Genomic DNA, 17,258 nt, shown 5'->3' with positions numbered 1-17,258 from the left:
TGCCAGCCGCCCACGAACACGATTGCGAGGAACGCGCCGCCGGAAGAGCCGAGGGTGTCCTGGTGGATGATGCCGAAGTTCGGGTCGAGCAGGGCCTCGTACGAGGCGGGACCACATGCGTCTGCGCCCGCGCACTCCCGCCGCCCTCGCGGCTAGTGCCCGAGGGCGGCCCCCCGGCCACGCCCCATCCCGCGTCGCCCGGCCTCCCGCCGCCCGGCCGTACTCCGGCCGGCGAGGCCACTGACGCGGACAGGACCCATGGGCTGTCCCGTACTCCGCGGTGGATCGGCGCGCGGCGTCGGACGCGGTGCGTCGCAAGGCGGAGGGTCGTCCTCGTACCGGACGTATACGGGCGATCCGACAACGCGGCGAGCGTGCCGTAGCCGTCGTCGTGCGCCCGCCGGGGATTGCGGGACAGCCCTCAGATGAGCCCGTGCTCCCGCAGGTACTCGAGCTGTGCCCGCACCGACAGCTCCGCCGCGGGCCACAGGGACCGGTCGACGTCGGCGTACACGTGGGCGACGACCTCGTCCGGGGTGCGGTAGCCGTCCTCGACCGCCGTCTCCACCTGGGCGAGCCGGTGAGCGCGGTGGGCGAGGTAGTACTCGACGGCGCCCTGGGCATCCTCCAGAACGGGCCCGTGGCCGGGCAGGACGGTGTGCACGCCGTCGTCGACGGTGAGAGACCTCAGCCGGCGCAGCGAGCCCAGATAGTCGCCCAGGCGGCCGTCGGGGTGGGCCACCACCGTCGTGCCGCGCCCGAGCACGGTGTCACCGGTCAGCACCGCCCGGTCGGCCGGGAGATGGAAGCAGAGGGAGTCCGCGGTGTGGCCGGGGGTCGGCACGACCCGCAGTTCGAGGCCGCCGACCACGATCACGTTCCCGGCGGCCAGGCCCTCGTCGCCCAGCCGCAGCGCCGGGTCCAGGGCGCGCACCCGCGTGCGGGTCAGTTCGGCGAAGCGCCCGGCGCCGTCGGCGTGGTCCGGGTGACCGTGCGTCAGCAGGGTCAGGGCTATGCGCTTGCCGGCCCGCTCCGCGGTGTCGACGACCGTGCGCAGATGGCCCTCGTCGAGCGGACCGGGGTCGATCACGACGGCCAGGTCGGAGCCGGGTTCCGAGACGATCCAGGTGTTGGTGCCGTCCAGGGTCATGGCGGAGGCGTTGGGCGCGAGCACGTTGACGGCCCGCGCGGTGGCGGGGCCGGAGAGGACGCCACCCCGGGGCTGCCCGGGGAGCGCTGCTGCGTCCGTCATGCGGGTGACTCTCCTGGATGTCGGTCGTGCGGGTCGTGCGCTGCCGGTCCGGGACGCCTCCCGGGCCGTTCCGTGCGGGTCGTCACGCGGGTGCGGCCCCGGTCGGGACCTGCCGGGTGAACTCGTCGTGGCCCGGCCAGGACAGGACGATCTCGCCATCGACCAGGCGGGCCCGTGCGAGCACGGGGGTGAGGTCGCGGGTCCGCGCCCCCTCCAGTGCCTCGGCGGGGGTGGCGTACGGGGCCAGCTGACGCAGGGTCGCGATGGTGGGCGGCATCATCAGCAGCTCACCCTCGTCGTACGAGGCCGCCGCGTCCTCGGGCCGGATCCACACCGTGCGGTCGGCCTCCGTGGAGGCGTTCCGGGTGCGCTGCCCCTCCGGGAGCGCGGCCACGAAGAACCAGGTGTCGTAGCGGCGGGACTCGAACTCGGGGGTGATCCAGCGGGCCCAGGGCCCCAGCAGGTCCGAGCGCAGGGCCAGGCCCCGCCGGTCGAGGAACTCCGCGAAAGACATCTCACGCGCGACCAGGGAGGCACGGTCCGCCTCCCAGTCGGCGCCCGTGGTGTCGCCGACGACGGAGTCCGGCGTGGGGCCGGCCAGCAGGACGCCCGCCTCCTCGTACGTCTCGCGCACGGCCGCGCAGACGATGGCCTGGGCGCCGCTCTCGTCGACGCCGAGCCGTTCGGCCCACCACGCGCGGGTGGGGCCCGCCCAGCGGATCTGGTGGTCGTCGTCGCGCGGGTCGACGCCACCGCCGGGGTACGCGTACGCGCCCCCGGCGAAGGCCATGGAGGCACGCCTGCGCAGCATGTGGACGACCGGGCCGGCGCCGGTGTCCTTCAGGAGCATGACGGTGGCCGCCCGCCGCGGAACGACCGGGGTGAGCGTGCCGTCCGCCAGCGCGCGGATGCGGTCCGGCCAGTCCTCGGGAAACCACTGCCCATTCGCCATGGGCGGAGGCTATCCCGTGGTGAGCGAATGTTCGAGAGGCGCCCGGGTCCGGGGCCGGCTCCCTACGGAACCAGCTCGACCTGGATCTCGACCTCCACCGGCGCGTCCAGCGGCAGCACCGCCACGCCGACCGCGCTCCGCGCGTGCACGCCCCTGTCGCCCAGGACCTCGCCCAGCAGTTCGCTGGCGCCGTTCACGACACCGGGCTGGCCGGTGAAGTCCGCGGCCGAGGCGACGAAACCGACGACCTTCACCACGCGCGCGATGCGGTCCAGGTCGCCCGCGACGGACTTCACGGCCGCGAGGGCGTTCAGCGCGCACGTGCGCGCCAGTTCCTTGGCCTCCTCCGCCGTGACCTCCAGGCCCACCTTGCCGGTGACCGGAAGCTTGCCCTCCACCATCGGCAGCTGGCCGGAGGTGTGGACGTAGCGGCCGGACAGCACGGCGGGCTGGTAGGAGGCCAGCGGCGGCACGACCGCCGGCAGCGTCAGGCCCAGCTCGGCCAGCCTCGCCTCGACCGCGCTCACGCCTGCTTCTCCCGCTTCAGGTAGGCCACCAGCTGCTCCTGGTTCGGCCCGGGCACGACCTGGACGAGCTCCCAGCCGTCCTCGCCCCAGGTGTCCAGGATCTGCTTCGTGGCATGGACGAGCAGCGGCACGGTTGCGTATTCCCACGAACGACGGCGAGATTCAGCCATGACAACACCCCAGGTGGTAAGCGGTATGAACCTTCACGTCGCAGGCTACACACGACAGTCCTACGGACGAGTCAACGGTAGCGAGGCAAGCCCCGCGAGCCAGCGCCGCACGGGTCGGGGCATTCGCCGCTGAGGCTGCCAGACAGGGCCGTGAAGCCATCTGGTGCGGGCACTATGAGGACGTTGGTATCTCGGCCTACAGCGGGACTGAACGGCCGGATTCTGAGCGGCTGTTGCGTGACGGCCGAGTGGGCCGAATCATTGTCGTAATCGTCTACAACATCAGCCGGTCCTCAGCGAAGCTGACTGGTTCGCCGTACAGGAATGGCTCGACGCCCGGCCGGTCCGCATGAATGAGCACCGGACTACGGCGCTGCTCTCGTCCATGGGCGTACTGGCCTGTGCGTGTGGCTGCTCGATGTCCGCCAACAACTCAGCGCGCCCCGGCTACTTCTGCAACCGCCCGGCAGGCAAGCCGCTGAGCACTGCCCCTGGTGACCATGGGGGTCGCAGCTACATTTCGCGCGCCGCCCTTGACGATCATGTGGTCCGGCGCATTTTCGCGCTGACTGCGGCAGCGGAATGGGATGAGGAGTCGCGGGAGATCCTCACGCGCGTCACCGCGCACTACGCCGAGGTGAACGAGACGCCGGAGGCAGCGCAGGAACGACAAGCGGTCTCCAGGACCGGGCGGACGCTACGCGGGCTCTGACGCAGTTGTACGACGACCGTGACCTGTACGCCGGTGACCCCGTCGGACGGGCACGCCGGCAGGAAGACATCCGAACTCAGCAGGAGCAGCTACGTGCCGCCGACAGCAGGCTGGAGGCACTCGGGCAGGCCGGTTCGCTGGTGCTGCCCATTGGCGCGTGGACCGAGTCGGACAACGGTGACCCGCTGGGTCCGGGGTCCTGGTGGGAGTCGGCGACGCCGGCCGACCGGCGTGACTTCGTGGCGCTGTTCTGCAAGCGGGTGCGTGAGCGTGCTGAAGATCTCGATTGATCTGGTCCCGGGCGACTGAGTGCCGGACGTGGTCCCCGCTGATCTGGTCCGCTGTTATGCGTCCCGGGCGGCTTCCTGAGCTGCACGCTCCAGCCGGCTCCGATAGTCCTCCCACCACGCGGAGTCGCCTGGCGCCATGCTGTCGTTGCCCTTGTTCATCCCAACGGCGCCGTCCATGAGCTCCCGGATGATGTCGGCGTGCCCGGCGTGCCGGTGCGTATCAGCAATCACGCGCACCACGGCATGATGCAACGTCACCTCGTCCCTGCCGTTGGGCCACCACGGCACCCTGCCGGTCGTGTCCAGCGCCAGCGCGTCGATCGTCGCGTCCGCATGTGCCCACGCTCGGCGGTAAAGCGCCACGATGTGCTCGCGTGACTCGTCGGCGGTGGCCCACATGTCCGCGTTGGTCTCAGCACCGTCTTCGAGCCAGGGCAGAGGCTCGCCGGACGGCCGCCCGAAGGTGTCACCGAGGTAGCCCAGCTCCACGCTGGCCACGTGTTTAACCAGGCCCAGGAGGTTGGTGCCGGTCGGCGTCAGCGGGCGGCGTATGTCGTACTCCGGGAGCCCTTCGAGCTTCCACAGCAGGGCATCACGGGCGGACTGTAGGTAGAAGTGAAGGTCAGCCTTGGGATCGGATGCGGCCATGGGGGCCAGTCTGCCGCTCGCGCGATCTTTGTCCACCACCTTTTCCACCGCTCGGGGTGAACCAGATCATCGCCGCGAAATTTCGACCGGGGGGCATCCCGGATCAGCCCTGATCTGTGTGGCGCCCGCACTGCGGGGCTTCGACGGTTGTCATACCTGTCACACGACCGGACAGGTTCCGTGCCCCTTGTGCCCGGTTGGATCGCTGGCGGGATGGCAGCCCCGCTGAGGCTGGAGGAGCACGCATAGCCGCAGGTCGGACGCGTATTCCCACGTGGTCATGGGGGCGACTGCAGCCGCTGTTGTCCACAGCCTCCCGCGTGCGCCGGGCGCGGACTGGTTACGCTCGAAGACGTGAGCAGGCTCCAGGTCGTCAGCGGCAAGGGCGGGACCGGAAAGACGACGGTCGCCGCCGCCCTCGCGCTGGCCCTGGCCACGGAGGGGAAGCGAACGCTCCTCGTCGAGGTCGAGGGCCGGCAGGGCATCGCACAGCTCTTCGAGACGGAGGCATTGCCCTATGAGGAACGCAAGATCGCAGTGGCTCCCGGGGGCGGGGAGGTGTACGCACTCGCCATAGACCCCGAATTGGCCCTTCTGGAGTATCTCCAGATGTTCTACAAGCTGGGCAGCGCCGGCCGGGCGCTGAAGAAGATCGGCGCGATCGACTTCGCCACCACCATCGCGCCCGGCGTGCGGGACGTCCTGCTGACCGGCAAGGCGTGCGAGGCGGTGCGGCGCAAGGACAGAGGCGGCGCGTTCGTGTACGACTACGTCGTCATGGACGCGCCCCCGACCGGGCGCATCACCCGCTTCCTGAACGTCAACGACGAGGTCGCCGGCCTGGCGAAGATCGGTCCCATACACAACCAGGCGCAGGCGGTGATGCGGGTGCTGAAGTCGGCGGAGACCGCCGTGCACCTGGTGGCGCTGCTGGAGGAGATGCCCGTCCAGGAGACCGTGGACGGGATCGCCGAACTGCGCGCCGCGCGCCTGCCGGTGGGACGGGTCATGGTGAACATGGTCCGGCCGCAGGTGCTGGACGGCGCCGACCTGGACCTGGTCCGCACCGTCTCCCGGACCGGCCTCGCCCGGTCGCTGTCCGCCGCCGGGCTCGGCGGCGCGCGGCGCGGCGGGAACGCGGAGCGGCTGGTGGACCCGCTGCTGGAGCAGGCCGAGGAGTACGCCGAGCGGTACCTGCTGGAGGAGGAGCAGCGGTCCGTCCTCGGGGAACTCGGCCTGCCGTTGCACGAACTGCCGCTGCTCGCCGAGGGCATGGACCTCGCGGGCCTGTACGAACTGGCGGCCGAGCTGCGGAAGCAGGGGATGTCATGAGCCCGGACCAGGCCGGCGCGCGGGAGACCGCGGTGCCCTCCACCCACCCGCACGACCCGTCACGCCCGCACCCGCACGACTCCGCCCGCCGGCTGGCGCCGACGCGCGTGCTGGACGTCGACCCGCTCCTCGACGACCCGAAGACACGGATCGTGGTGTGCTGCGGTTCCGGCGGAGTCGGCAAGACGACCACGGCGGCGGCTCTCGGGCTGCGCGCCGCCGAGCGCGGCCGCAAGGTGGTGGTCCTCACCATCGACCCGGCCCGCCGGCTCGCCCAGTCCATGGGCATCGACTCCCTCGACAACGTCCCGCGCCGGGTGAAGGGCACGGAGGGCGACGGGGAGCTGCACGCCATGATGCTCGACATGAAGCGCACCTTCGACGAGGTCGTGGAAGGGCACGCGGAACCCGGCCGGGCGGCCGCGATCCTGGCCAACCCCTTCTACCAGTCGCTCTCGGCGGGCTTCGCGGGCACGCAGGAGTACATGGCGATGGAGAAGCTCGGCCAGCTGCGGGCCAGGGACGAGTGGGACCTCATCGTCGTGGACACGCCGCCGTCGCGGTCGGCGCTGGACTTCCTGGACGCCCCGAAACGACTCGGGTCCTTCCTCGACGGCAGGCTGATCCGCCTGCTGACGGCCCCGGCCAAGCTGGGCGGGCGCGCGGGTATGAAGTTCCTGAATGTCGGCATGTCGATGATGACCGGCACCCTCGGCAAGCTGCTGGGCGGTCAGCTGCTCAAGGACGTCCAGACGTTCGTGGCCGCGATGGACACCACGTTCGGCGGTTTCCGTACGCGCGCGGACGCGACGTACAAGCTGCTCCAGGCGCCCGGGACGGCGTTCCTGGTGGTCGCGGCCCCGGAGCGGGACGCGCTGCGGGAAGCCGCGTACTTCGTGGAGCGGCTGGCCGCGGAGAGGATGCCGCTCGCCGGTCTGGTGCTGAACCGGGTGCACGGCAGCGGCGCCGACGGCCTGTCCGCCGAGCGGGCGATCGCCGCCGCGGAAAATCTTGAGGACGTCCGCATTGTGGATCAGGGGGGCGGGAAAGCAAGACTTCGTAACTCTCCCGACACGTACGGCGGTTCGGGCTCTCCCGCTTCCGGCGCACCGGTTCCCGACGACGGCTCCCCCGCCGACCAGGACCTCTCCGGCGCGCAGGGCACGGCTGGGCAGGACCCGCCCGCGCAGGATCCCGACACACTGGAACCGGACGCGCAGGACCCGGGTGCGCAGGGATCGGACACCGATCGGTCCCGCGCCGGCCTGGCGGACCCCCAGGAGGCGGAGCCCGACGAGTCCGATGATTCCGACGAGCCCGACGAGTCCGTCGACCGCGTCGCCGCGGGCCTGCTGAGGCTGCACGCCGAGCGCATGCGTCTGCTCTCGCGCGAGCAGCGCACGCGCGACCGCTTCACCGCGCTGCATCCGGAGGTCGCGGTGGCCGAAGTGGCCGCACTGCCCGGCGACGTGCACGACCTGGCGGGGCTGCGGGACATCGGGAACCGGCTGGCGGACAACCGGCGCGAGCTGCCCGAGGCGAGCGCCTGACAGCGGAGGCGGCTGCCCGCCGGTGGTCGCCTCACCCCGGTGCGCGCGCGCCCCACGCCGATCAGGGGCGCGCTGTTCGGCGCCTGCCTCACCGCGTGCGCCGAGCACTCCGGGGCGCGTTGCGAGTTCGTACGCCGAGCTCACGGAGGTACGTCTCCGAACCTCCGAAACGCACCCAAGTGGCCCCTGTCCGGGGTCACCCGCGTCGACTTCGGGACGCACCCGGCCGGGCGAGCTCCGGAAGGCGTGCTCCGGGCCCCACCAGGGCGTCCGCAGGGCCCCCGACGCGGCACCCGACGCCCGTCCCCGCCTCCCGAAGCGCCCGAGGAGGCGCCCTCAGAGGACCGGGGAAGGCCTCCTCAGCCCACCGCCGCGAAGTTCTCGTACACCTGGTCGTCGTCGAGGGGCACCAGGCCGGCCCCGCGCTCGTACTCCGTCCGAGCCGTCTCCAGCAGCCGGCGCCAGGAGGTGACGGTCGGTCGCCGGCGCAGCAGCGCACGGCGTTCCCGCTCCGTCATGCCGCCCCACACGCCGAACTCGACACGGTTGTCGAGCGCGTCGGCGAGGCACTCGGTGCGTACCGGGCATCCGGTGCACACCGCCTTGGCCCTGTTCTGCGCTGCTCCCTGTACGAACAGCTCATCCGGATCGGTAGTGCGGCAGGCCGCCTGCGCACTCCAGTCGGTCACCCAGCCCATACCGGCGCCGTCCTCTCCCGAATCGAGGCTCCCCCACGGCGGCAGCGGCATATTCACCGCCGCCAGTTGAGGACGTTACGGAAGGCGGGCACAGCGCAACACCCCCAGCGGGCCCAATCTTGAATGGCCCGAACGGACTATGGGTAAGCGGCAGATCACCCGGGGGAGTGAGCTGGCGACATGCGCGACGTTCCCGGCATCAGAGGCGATTCCGCTGCGCCGCACCGCACGCCGCACGGCACTCGCGGCGGTCTCCGGGCCCGCGCTCCACCCGACCTCGGCGCGCTCCGGCGCTCCCGAACAGCCCGGCGAAGAAGACCGGGCGGACGCGGAACGTTCCGGTGCCGCCGGACGTATTGATAGGTGGCCGCACAGCTGTGACAGTCGAGAGCAGCTTAGGCCAATGCCTTCACGTGTGTCCGGCGATTGAGAACGTAGGCTGCCCCCATGCCAAAGAAGCGCTCGGGCGCTGGTGTGTCGCCAACGCAGCAGGCCGTCAAGTTCCTCGGTGTCAGTGTGCTCGCGGGAGCGGTCATGGCGGGCATCGCGCTGCCCGCGGCCGGCGCGCTGGGACTGGCGGCCAAGGGGTCGGTCGAGGGATTCGACGAGATCCCGGCCAACCTCAAGCGCCCGCCGCTGAGCCAGCGCACCACCATCCTGGACAGCAAGGGCGACCGGCTCGCGCAGGTGTACTCCCGCGACCGTACGGTGGTCGAGCTCAAGGACATGTCGCCGTACGTGCAGAAGGCGATCGTGGCCATCGAGGACTCGCGCTTCTACGAGCACGGCGCGATCGACCTCAAGGGCATCCTGCGCGCGCTCAACAAGAACGCGCAGAGCGGCGGCGTCACCCAGGGCGCGTCCACCCTCACGCAGCAGTACGTGAAGAACGTCTTCATCGAGGAGGCCGGCGACGACCCGACGAAGGTCGCCCAGGCCACCCAGCAGACCCTGGGCCGCAAGGTCAAGGAGCTGAAGTACGCGATCCAGGTCGAGCAGGAGCTCGGCAAGAAGAAGATCCTCGAGAACTACCTGAACATCACCTACTTCGGTGAGCAGGCCTACGGCGTCGAAGCCGCCTCCCAGCGCTACTTCTCCAAGCACGCCAAGGACCTCAACCTCCAGGAGTCGGCGCTGCTGGCCGGCATCGTCCAGTCGCCGAGCCGCTACGACCCGGTCAACGACGTGGCCGAGGCGACCAAGCGGCGCAACGTCGTCCTGCAGCGCATGGCCGAGGTCGGCGACATCTCGCAGGCGGAGGCCGACCGGGCCGGCAAGACGCCCGTGGTGCTGGACGTCACCCAGCCGCGCAACGGCTGCATCACGGCCGTGAAGGGCGCCGGCTTCTTCTGCAAGTACGTCGAGCAGATCTTCGTCAACGACCCGGTCTTCGGCCGGAGCCGGGAGGAACGGGCCAAGATCTGGAACCAGGGCGGCCTGACCATCCGTACGACGCTGGACCCGCAGGCCCAGGAGTCCGTGCAGGCGTCCCTGAAGCAGCACGTCTACAAGTCGGACAAGGTCGCGGCGGCGGCCGTGCTGGTCGAGCCCGGCACCGGCAGGGTCGTCGGGATGGGCCAGTCCAAGCCCTACGGCTACGGCAAGAACGAAACCGAGATCAACTACTCGGTCGGCAGTGACCGGGGCGGCTCGAACTTCGGCTTCCCGACCGGTTCGACGTTCAAGCCGTTCGTGGCGGCCGCCGCGCTGGAGCAGGGCAAGCCGGCCACGCAGGAGTACCCCTCGCCGTACAAGATGCCCTACCCGAGCCCGGTCCGGGCGTGCGACGGCAACCGCTGGGTCAACGACAAGAACTACACGGTGGAGAACGAGAGCGAGACCGAGGTCGGCCCCTACCGGATGAAGGAGGCGATGGCCAAGTCCGTCAACACCTACTTCGTCCAGATGATCTCCGACATCGGCCTCTGCCCGGTGGTCCGGATGACCGACAAGCTGCACGTGGTGCAGGGCAACGGCGACAAGCTGCCGCAGGCGCCCGCCATCGCCCTCGGCTCGAAGGGCATCTCCCCGCTGACCATGGCGACGGCGTACGCCACCTTCGCCAACCGGGGCACGTACTGCTCGCCGGTCGCCATCGAGTCGATCACGCAGCGGATCGGCGACAAGGAGAAGTCGCTCGCCGTGCCGAAGTCGACGTGCGAGCGGGCCATGTCCGAGAAGACCGCGGACACCGTCAACACGCTGCTGCAGGGTGTGGTCGACTCCGGCACGGGTCGGCAGGCCGGCCTCTCCGACCGCGACAACGCCGGCAAGACCGGTACGACGGACGAGCGGAAGAACGCCTGGTTCGTGGGCTACACGCCGAACCTGTCGGGCGCGGTCTGGGTGGGCAGCGCCTCCCAGGAGGTCAAGATGACCAACATCAGCATCGGCGGCGTCTACAACGCCCTCGTCTACGGCGGTCAGGTCCCCGGCCCCATCTGGCGGGACGCCATGAACGGCGCGCTCTCGGGCAAGGACGCGCCGTCCTTCCACCTCGTCGACATCCCGGACCTGGACAAGGACCAGGACAGGGAGAGGGGGCGGGGCCGGGGCCGGGGCGACGACCGCAACGACGACGGCAACGGCGACACCGGCGGGAACACCAACGGCATCGGCGGCTTCATCGGCGGTCTGACCGGCGGCGGCACCAACGGCGGCACGTTCCCCGAGCCGACCGTCACCTTGCCGGGCGGCTTCTTCCGGGGCCAGGACGGCGGCGGATTCGGCGGTAACGGCAACGGCGGCCGGCGCTGACGACCGCGCGTCCGGCCACGACGACGGCCCCTTCCCCTCCGGTGACTCACGTGCCGGGGAGGAAGGGGCCGGTGTCGTCGGGGGCTGCCTCAGCCGTCCTGATGTTCCGGCGTCGGCGGCCGGGTGTCAGCCGGCCAGCAGCTTCTTGACCACGGCGGCGACGCGGCCGCCCTCGGCCTGCCCCGCGACCTTGGGGTTCACGATCTTCATGACCGCGCCCATGGCCCGCGGCCCCTCGGCACCGGCCGCCTTCGCCTCCTCGACGGCCTGCGCGACGATCTCGCCCAGCTCCTCGTCGGTCAGCTGTTTGGGCAGGTACGCGGCAAGCACCACGCCCTCGGCCTTCTCCCGCTCGGCCTGCTCGGCCCGACCGCCCTGTGCGAAGGCCTCGGCCGCCTCACGTCGCTTCTTGGCCTCCTTGGTGATCACCTTGAGCACCTCGTCGTCGGAGAGCTCACGCTTCTCCTTGCCCGCGACCTCCTCCTTGGTGATCGCGGCGAGCGTCAGCCGGAGCGTCGAGGAGCGGAGCTCGTCGCGCTCCTTGATCGCGGCGTTGAGGTCATCGTGCAGCTTCGACTTGAGCGTGGTCATGGATCGATTGTCGCAGCTGCGAAGACCCTGCCGCGCGCCGATTTCCCCCGGCACACGGCCACGTTGGCCCCGGGCACTCCCCCGGCTGATTACCACCGGGCCCTGCGGGCCTGACACGATGTACCCATGCGCGCGCGATACGGAGTTCCCCTGGGCATCACGGCGGTCGCGGCCGCCGGTCTTCTCTACTCCGCGGGCTTCGAGGCCCGCTCCTTCCGCCTGCGACGGGTGACCGTCCCCGTCCTGCCCTCCGGGATGCGTCCCCTGCGCGTGCTGCAGGTCTCCGACATCCACATGGTCGGCGGCCAGCGCAAGAAGCAGCGCTGGCTGCGTTCGCTGGCGGGTCTGCGCCCCGACTTCGTGATCAACACCGGGGACAACCTGTCCGACCCGGAGGGCGTGCCGGAGGTCCTGGACGCCCTGGGCCCCCTGATGGAGTACCCGGGGGCGTATGTCTTCGGCTCGAACGACTACTACGGCCCCAAGCTCCGCAACCCCGCCCGCTACCTGGTCGAGAAGGTGCAGGGCCGCCACGGCCTGAACGGCAACGCGCCGGCCGTAGGCGTGGTGCACAACCCGTGGGAGGGCCTGCGCGACAGCTTCGACGCGGCGGGCTGGCTCAACCTCACCAACACACGGGGCACCCTGAAGATCGAAGGCGTCTCGGTGGAGCTGACGGGCCTGGACGACCCGCACATCAAGCGTGACCGGTACGCGCGGGTGGCCGGCGGCCCGTCGGGCGGGGCGGACTTCTCGATGGGCGTGGTGCACGCACCGTACCTGCGTGTTCTCGACGCGTTCGCGGCGGACGGCTACCCACTGGTCCTGGCCGGCCACACCCACGGCGGCCAGCTGTGCATCCCCTTCTATGGGGCGCTGGTGACCAACTGCGACCTGGACACGGACCGCGTCAAGGGCCTGTCCACCCACACGGCCGAGGGCCACACGTCCTACCTGCACGTCTCGGCGGGCTGCGGCACCAACCGCTACACCCCGGTCCGCTTCGCCTGCCCCCCGGAGGCGACACTGCTGACGCTGGTGGAGCGGGACTGAAGGGACCCGGCACGAGCCGGACCCGCCTCGCCCACGCGCTGCCGGGACCAGGAACGGCCGGGAACGCCCTCGCTCACGCGCTGGTGGCCCCGGCCACGCCCGCCGGCACCCGGCCCGCCGTCGCCGCAACAACCGGATTTCGTCTCCGGCCCCCAGTGGGCTAAAGTAAACGTCGTCGCCGCGAGAGCAGCGACGATCGGGGTGTAGCGCAGCTTGGCAGCGCGCTTCGTTCGGGACGAAGAGGTCGTGGGTTCAAATCCCGCCACCCCGACACAGGTCAGAGGCCCATTCACGTGATCGTGAATGGGCCTCTGAGCGTTTGTACAGCAGCGGAGTACAGCAACCGTGACGGCTCTTGCTGGCCGTCCCCGCCCGGCCGCTCTTCCTGCTTGCGTTTGCCTTCCTCTTGCCGTCCTTCTGCCTGCTGCCGCCCAGAGCCTTCCCGAGCTTCCGGAGGACCCGCCTGGTATCCGCTGAGGGAACGTGCGTGTAGACCTCCATGATCACCGCGATCTCGGAGTGGCGGAGGATCTGCATCGCGATCCGAGGGTGGACGTCGAGGGCGGCGAGGAGCGAGGCGCACGTGTGGCGTGTGTCGTGCACCCGGATCCGCCGGACCCCGGCCCGGTCGCACCGTCGGTTGAACTCACGGGTGAAGTTTCGCGGCTCGACCAGGGTGCCGAGCAGACGCGGCCCAGGGGCGTCAAGGTCGTTCGTGCAGTGGCGCTCTCCACCTTGACGCCCCTGAACCGCGCCCGCTCCACGGTGTGTGGGTCGACGGCGGACGGGATGGGAGCTGGGGTGCGTGGTGGGTGAAGGAGGGAAGGCCCGCAAGCCACACTTGGGCTGTGACAATCAACGATGGCAGCGGGACGATCGACCCCTGGGCACTCCTCCTGGAGACGGACTGGAGCAGCGTCGACCACTGTTGCCCTAACGCAGCCCCGGCGACCCCCGTCATTTTGGCAGGGCTACTGGATGACGACGAGAGTGCTCAGCGAACCGCCGTACACAACCTCGGGCAGGCCGTGACCCACCAGAACAGCATCTATGGCGCCACCGCCCCGGCCGCTCGCTTCGTGACCGCCGTCCTCGGCCACCCCCGAACGATGACCCTTGGGGCCTACTTCCACGAGGAGCGCCACCGGCCTATGCGCGCAGCACTTTTGCAATGGCTAGGTGACCTCGCTGACGACGCAACCTACGACGAAGACGGCCCAGGAGAACCTGACGACGTCGCCGCGGTGCGTGCCATCCTCCCGCTGATCTACGAAGCGGCGCGGCCGTACCTTACCGATACGGACCCTCTGATCCGGGAAGCTGCAGTGCACGCAGCTGCGATGACGCTCGCCGCGCCTGAGCTGGCCGTACACATCCCGGAGTTCGTGCCGCTGGTACGCAGCACGCTGAGCACCAGTGAGTACCGGGGTTACCGATATCTTGCCAAGCGGTGCCTCGTGACCTGGGGTGTAGAGCCCGGCCCCCTACCCGACTCACGGGTCTCAGGTCCGGACCCCTGGGCGGACGGCTATTCCGACAACCCGCCATTCTGAAAGCGGTGAACGACGGGATAACCGCACTTGTCAAGACCGCTCACGGTGTTTGACACCAGCGACTGACACCAACAAGCGCGAACAGCAGCGGTCGGCGTCGGACCTCAGTGGACGATCGACCGAGACGCAGGCCCAGGTGGTCGGCGTCGGCAGACCCCCGTGATCGACCTGGTGAGGATGAGGCTCGAACCTGCCCCGGGGGGACGCCGCCCTCACTCGATGGGCGGCGCCCCGCCGGCCCGACTCGGCCGTGGAGGCTCCCCCGACCACTTACGTCCCTTAAGGTCGCAGTCATGACAAGCCCCCTGGGCGCCTGACGATCACATTGGCGATCGCCAGGCCTTCAGCGCCTTCCTGGTGCGTCTTCGTGCCGACTACGCAGCCAACGGCCAGCAGTGGGAGAACCCGACGCTGGACAGGTTCCTGGAAGCCCTGGAAGCCTGGGTCGCTGCGTCTCCGGGGTGGTGCCGGAACTTCGGGCATGACGTGCCACCCGAAGGTGACTGGACGTTCTTCGCCCGTGCCCTGGATGCCGCTCGGATCTACGAATAGCCCTGGTGGGCACCGTGCCCCTTGCGTGCCCGACCGGGTGGCGACCGGCGGGGAACGGCGGTGAGCATCCCAGGAACGCGCAGGCCACCGTCTCTCCAGGTCAGCGCCCACCCGGATACGCGATCTTCCAAACTGGTGCACCAGGACCCGAGTGCGGCGGCGCCTGACGGGTCGTTGAGACTCCGCCGACCGCACGCCTCTGCCGCTCGTGTCAGGACCTGAGCTTGTCGTATTGGGGGTCGAAGCAGACCAGCCCCATGGACTGCGCCAGGGACGCTGCGAAGGTGGAGGCTTCCTCGGCCATGCTGTAGCGCATCGGGAAGTAGATCAGTGGGCCGCTGGCCTCACCGATCAAGGGTCCGGTCGCCCAGGGGGAGGTGTCATCCTCGTCCTCGGTCAAGTCGCACCAGTGCTCAAGGAGCCTGGCGACGTAGGCCGCGATGCGTTCGGTCGGCGGGTGGTCGGTATCCGAGTCGATGTAGCGCGCGTAGAGGTCTTCGAAGACCCGGCCAGCGGTCTTGTCGTCCGCCGGCCTCTCGCCTTCCCAGACAGCCAAGTCGTAGCTCATGGCCGCGAGACTCTCACCAGCACGCAGAACCTGCGCCAGCGTGTGCGCTACCACTACACTTCGAGCAGCCACCCCACCCGGACCTGGACGCCTGCTCTACATCGCGGTAACCCCGCGGTGAACCGAACCAGCGTCCAGAACCTGCGCAAGCGTGTGCGCTACCACTACCGGGGTGCGGTCGACTCGACGCTGCGGCTCACCCGCGGCTGCCTGCTCGGATTGAGCTGCGCCGCGTGGACAGCGGCAAGCGCATGACCTTCTCCCGGCAAGGCCGGCGAAGCCACCGCGAGCCAGTGGATGGCAGACAACGGGCCAGTGTGCTGGATCGAGCAAAGCGGACCCGTGGAGCCTGGAGTCACAGCTCATCTCCCAACTCGACCTCCCGCTGAGCCTCAACCCGAACCGCCACAACGCCTCTCGACCTGGCGGGCGAGGTCCACTGGGCCGTGGACATCTGTGGGACGGCCTCCGCGCTGTTGTTGGCCCTGCTTGCGGCCCATGGCCAGCAGGCTGTCTACGTGCCTGGCCGCACGGTGAATCGTATGTCCGGCGCCTACCGTGGCGAAGCGAAGACCGACGCCCGTGATGCATATGTCATCGCCGAGACGGCACGTCATCGCAGCGACTTCGCGGCCATCGAGGTGCCCGCGCAGCTGGCCGCTGATCTTGCGCCGCTGACGGATCACCGCTCAGATCTGGTCGCCGATCGAGTGTCGATGACCAACCGGCTCCGTGACGTGCTGACCGGTGTCTTCCCTGCGCTGGAGCGCTCCTTCGGCTACTCGAATCACAAGGGTGCGCTGGTACTGCTGACCGGCTATCAGACACCGGCCTCGATCCGCCGCCGCGGCCGGGCTCGTACCCGTGCCCCGCGACTCGGGCCGCCGAACCGGCAACCTGCACCGGCCCAAGCGCTACAGCCGCCGCCTACGACGGGTGTTCTACATGTCCGCCCAGACCAGCATCATCCGCGAAGGCCCGAACCGGAACTTCTACCTGAAGAAGCGAGGCGAAGGCTGCAACCACGTCCAGGCCGTCATCGCCCTGGCCCGGCGGCGCACCAGCGTCCTATGGGCACTACTGCGCGACAACCGGGCATTCACCAGCACCCCGCCTGCCACGCAAGCGGCTTGACTCCGTCATTGAGACTCGCTCCGCTCCCCGCGCGCGGCCCGGCCCCCGGCCGGGCCTGCGCTCATGTCTCCGCCCCGCTCCAGCCCGGCCGGCGCCCATGCTGCGCTGCGACTCCATGGTCTCCATGCTGCTGCGAGCCCCGCCGCTGCGGGGTGCGCGGCGAGGCCTGGGGGTGGTGGTCAGCGTCGCGCGACGTCAGCGATCAGAGGTCGGTTCGGGACGCTTTGACGGTCTTGCACTCGAGCTTCTTGGCGTCCTTGATCCGGTCCGCGTTCACCAGCGCACCAGCGTCCTTGTCGGTGAACTTCTGGCCCGGGGCGAGGTTCTCGGCGGTTGACATGAAGTCGTTGACCTTCTTGCCGTCGGCCAGGACCTCGCCCTCAACCAAGTACGAGTACCGGCGGTCGCCGTTGTTGGCGTAGTCGACGTGGATGGCCATCTCCTTCATGTCGAAGTCGCCGGTGACCACGTCGCACTTAGTGACCTTGAAGTCCTTCATGACCTCGGACTCCTTGGCGCCGCCGGTCTTGGACTTACCGTCGCCGACGGTGGTGGAGTCGTACGACTTACCCAGCTCCTCACTGGCCTTGTCGACGGCGGAGAAGAACAGGGCGTTCATGGCGAAGAACATGATGATCGCTACGGCCGACGTGACGAGGCCGGTGATGCCGGCGCCCTTGCCCTTGCGGACCTTGCCCGCCTTGGAGAGGCCGATGGCGCCGAAGATGAGGCCGAGGATTGCGAGCGGCCAGACGACAACGTTGAGGACAGGGATGAAGCTGACTACGACGGCGATGATGCCGAGGACGAGTGCGGTGGTGGCCAGGCCGTTGCTGCCGGGCTGCTGGGGCTCGCCGTAGCCGGGCTGCTGGGGCTGGGGCTGGGGCGGGTACTGCTGGCTCATGGTCCCCCCTGGGAC

19 protein-coding genes, 1 tRNA gene and 2 pseudogenes are annotated in these 17,258 nt (G+C 69.8%); 11 read left to right on the top strand and 11 right to left on the bottom strand.

From position 1 onward, the window contains the following. The 5 genes and pseudogenes from ACWDNY_RS14770 to ACWDNY_RS14750 form a co-directional block, all read right to left on the bottom strand. Positions 1-101: pseudogene (locus ACWDNY_RS14770) on the bottom strand (sugar ABC transporter permease); the annotation flags it as partial. Positions 102-421: 320 nt separating this feature from the next. Continuing rightward, on the bottom strand, positions 422-1,252 hold the full coding sequence (locus ACWDNY_RS14765; protein ID WP_451646122.1) for an MBL fold metallo-hydrolase: 831 nt from the start codon (positions 1,250-1,252) through the stop codon (positions 422-424). 82 nt (positions 1,253-1,334) lie between these two features. Further along, positions 1,335-2,204 carry an NUDIX hydrolase gene (locus ACWDNY_RS14760; RefSeq protein ID WP_451646121.1) on the bottom strand — a complete coding sequence of 290 codons (870 nt, stop codon included), beginning with the start codon at positions 2,202-2,204 and terminating at the stop codon, positions 1,335-1,337. A 62-nt stretch (positions 2,205-2,266) separates the two neighbouring features. Next, complete coding sequence (locus tag ACWDNY_RS14755) at positions 2,267-2,731, bottom strand: RidA family protein (RefSeq protein ID WP_451646120.1); 465 nt, start codon at positions 2,729-2,731, stop codon at positions 2,267-2,269. Continuing rightward, on the bottom strand, positions 2,728-2,901 hold the full coding sequence (locus ACWDNY_RS14750; RefSeq protein WP_451646119.1) for a hypothetical protein: 174 nt from the start codon (positions 2,899-2,901) through the stop codon (positions 2,728-2,730). Before ACWDNY_RS14750 ends, ACWDNY_RS14755 begins: the two co-directional genes overlap by 4 nt. 418 nt (positions 2,902-3,319) lie before the next feature. Here ACWDNY_RS14750 and ACWDNY_RS14745 point away from each other — a divergent pair, with 418 nt between their 5' ends. Both ACWDNY_RS14745 and ACWDNY_RS14740 read left to right on the top strand, forming a co-directional pair. Then, entirely contained in the window at positions 3,320-3,613 is a 294-nt protein-coding gene (locus ACWDNY_RS14745; RefSeq protein WP_451646118.1) for a hypothetical protein, read from the top strand. Between the two features lie 5 nt (positions 3,614-3,618). Next, positions 3,619-3,903, top strand: coding sequence for a hypothetical protein (locus ACWDNY_RS14740; protein WP_451646117.1), 285 nt, complete (start codon positions 3,619-3,621; stop codon positions 3,901-3,903). 54 nt (positions 3,904-3,957) lie between these two features. On the opposite strand, the gene ACWDNY_RS14735 is transcribed toward ACWDNY_RS14740, so the two are convergent. Then, positions 3,958-4,551, bottom strand: coding sequence for a DinB family protein (locus ACWDNY_RS14735; RefSeq protein WP_451646116.1), 594 nt, complete (start codon positions 4,549-4,551; stop codon positions 3,958-3,960). A gap of 354 nt (positions 4,552-4,905) precedes the next feature. Here ACWDNY_RS14735 and ACWDNY_RS14730 point away from each other — a divergent pair, with 354 nt between their 5' ends. Beyond that, complete coding sequence (locus tag ACWDNY_RS14730; RefSeq protein ID WP_451646115.1) at positions 4,906-5,883, top strand: ArsA-related P-loop ATPase; 978 nt, start codon at positions 4,906-4,908, stop codon at positions 5,881-5,883. Beyond that, positions 5,880-7,433 carry an ArsA family ATPase gene (locus tag ACWDNY_RS14725; RefSeq protein ID WP_451646114.1) on the top strand — a complete coding sequence of 518 codons (1,554 nt, stop codon included), beginning with the start codon at positions 5,880-5,882 and terminating at the stop codon, positions 7,431-7,433. Before ACWDNY_RS14730 ends, ACWDNY_RS14725 begins: the two co-directional genes overlap by 4 nt. Before the next feature lie 359 nt (positions 7,434-7,792). On the opposite strand, the gene wblA is transcribed toward ACWDNY_RS14725, so the two are convergent. Continuing rightward, entirely contained in the window at positions 7,793-8,131 is a 339-nt protein-coding gene (gene wblA / locus ACWDNY_RS14720; protein ID WP_451646113.1) for a transcriptional regulator WblA, read from the bottom strand. A gap of 447 nt (positions 8,132-8,578) precedes the next feature. Between wblA and ACWDNY_RS14715 the strand changes: the two genes are divergently transcribed. Further along, positions 8,579-10,888 carry a transglycosylase domain-containing protein gene (locus ACWDNY_RS14715; RefSeq protein ID WP_451646112.1) on the top strand — a complete coding sequence of 770 codons (2,310 nt, stop codon included), beginning with the start codon at positions 8,579-8,581 and terminating at the stop codon, positions 10,886-10,888. A gap of 126 nt (positions 10,889-11,014) precedes the next feature. Here the strand turns inward: ACWDNY_RS14715 and ACWDNY_RS14710 are convergent, their stop codons facing one another. Then, positions 11,015-11,479, bottom strand: a complete 465-nt coding sequence (locus tag ACWDNY_RS14710) for a GatB/YqeY domain-containing protein (RefSeq protein ID WP_451646111.1) — start codon at positions 11,477-11,479, stop codon at positions 11,015-11,017. Positions 11,480-11,605: 126 nt separating this feature from the next. Between ACWDNY_RS14710 and ACWDNY_RS14705 the strand changes: the two genes are divergently transcribed. Together ACWDNY_RS14705 and ACWDNY_RS14700 are read left to right on the top strand one after the other, a co-directional pair. Continuing rightward, positions 11,606-12,532, top strand: coding sequence for a metallophosphoesterase (locus tag ACWDNY_RS14705; protein ID WP_451646110.1), 927 nt, complete (start codon positions 11,606-11,608; stop codon positions 12,530-12,532). A gap of 197 nt (positions 12,533-12,729) precedes the next feature. Continuing rightward, positions 12,730-12,803: transfer RNA gene (locus ACWDNY_RS14700), tRNA-Pro, on the top strand. Here ACWDNY_RS14700 and ACWDNY_RS14695 read toward each other — a convergent pair. Next, complete coding sequence (locus ACWDNY_RS14695; RefSeq protein ID WP_451646125.1) at positions 12,785-13,366, bottom strand: tyrosine-type recombinase/integrase; 582 nt, start codon at positions 13,364-13,366, stop codon at positions 12,785-12,787. The two genes, ACWDNY_RS14700 and ACWDNY_RS14695, sit on opposite strands and share 19 nt — an antisense overlap. A 14-nt stretch (positions 13,367-13,380) precedes the next feature. On the opposite strand from ACWDNY_RS14695, the gene ACWDNY_RS14690 reads away from it, so the two are divergent. Together ACWDNY_RS14690 and ACWDNY_RS14685 are read left to right on the top strand one after the other, a co-directional pair. Next, entirely contained in the window at positions 13,381-14,085 is a 705-nt protein-coding gene (locus ACWDNY_RS14690; protein ID WP_451646109.1) for a hypothetical protein, read from the top strand. A 324-nt stretch (positions 14,086-14,409) separates the two neighbouring features. Continuing rightward, positions 14,410-14,637 (top strand): DUF7660 family protein, encoded by a 228-nt coding sequence (locus ACWDNY_RS14685; protein WP_451646124.1) that lies wholly within the window; start codon positions 14,410-14,412, stop codon positions 14,635-14,637. Between the two features lie 211 nt (positions 14,638-14,848). On the opposite strand, the gene ACWDNY_RS14680 is transcribed toward ACWDNY_RS14685, so the two are convergent. Beyond that, a complete protein-coding gene (locus tag ACWDNY_RS14680; RefSeq protein WP_451646108.1) occupies positions 14,849-15,205 on the bottom strand; it encodes a hypothetical protein in 357 nt (118 codons plus the stop codon). A gap of 117 nt (positions 15,206-15,322) precedes the next feature. Between ACWDNY_RS14680 and ACWDNY_RS14675 the strand changes: the two genes are divergently transcribed. Both ACWDNY_RS14675 and ACWDNY_RS14670 read left to right on the top strand, forming a co-directional pair. Then, complete coding sequence (locus tag ACWDNY_RS14675; RefSeq protein WP_451646107.1) at positions 15,323-15,460, top strand: hypothetical protein; 138 nt, start codon at positions 15,323-15,325, stop codon at positions 15,458-15,460. Between the two features lie 161 nt (positions 15,461-15,621). After that, a pseudogene (locus tag ACWDNY_RS14670) lies at positions 15,622-16,339 on the top strand (IS110 family transposase); the annotation flags it as partial. A 202-nt stretch (positions 16,340-16,541) separates the two neighbouring features. Here the strand turns inward: ACWDNY_RS14670 and ACWDNY_RS14665 are convergent. Continuing rightward, positions 16,542-17,243 carry a DUF4190 domain-containing protein gene (locus ACWDNY_RS14665; protein ID WP_451646106.1) on the bottom strand — a complete coding sequence of 234 codons (702 nt, stop codon included), beginning with the start codon at positions 17,241-17,243 and terminating at the stop codon, positions 16,542-16,544. Positions 17,244-17,258 lie beyond the last annotated feature (15 nt).

The organism is Streptomyces sp. NPDC003697, from assembly GCF_053587115.1.
The sequence above is the reverse complement of the archived record's forward strand: the minus strand, read 5'-3'. Positions and strand labels throughout refer to the sequence as shown.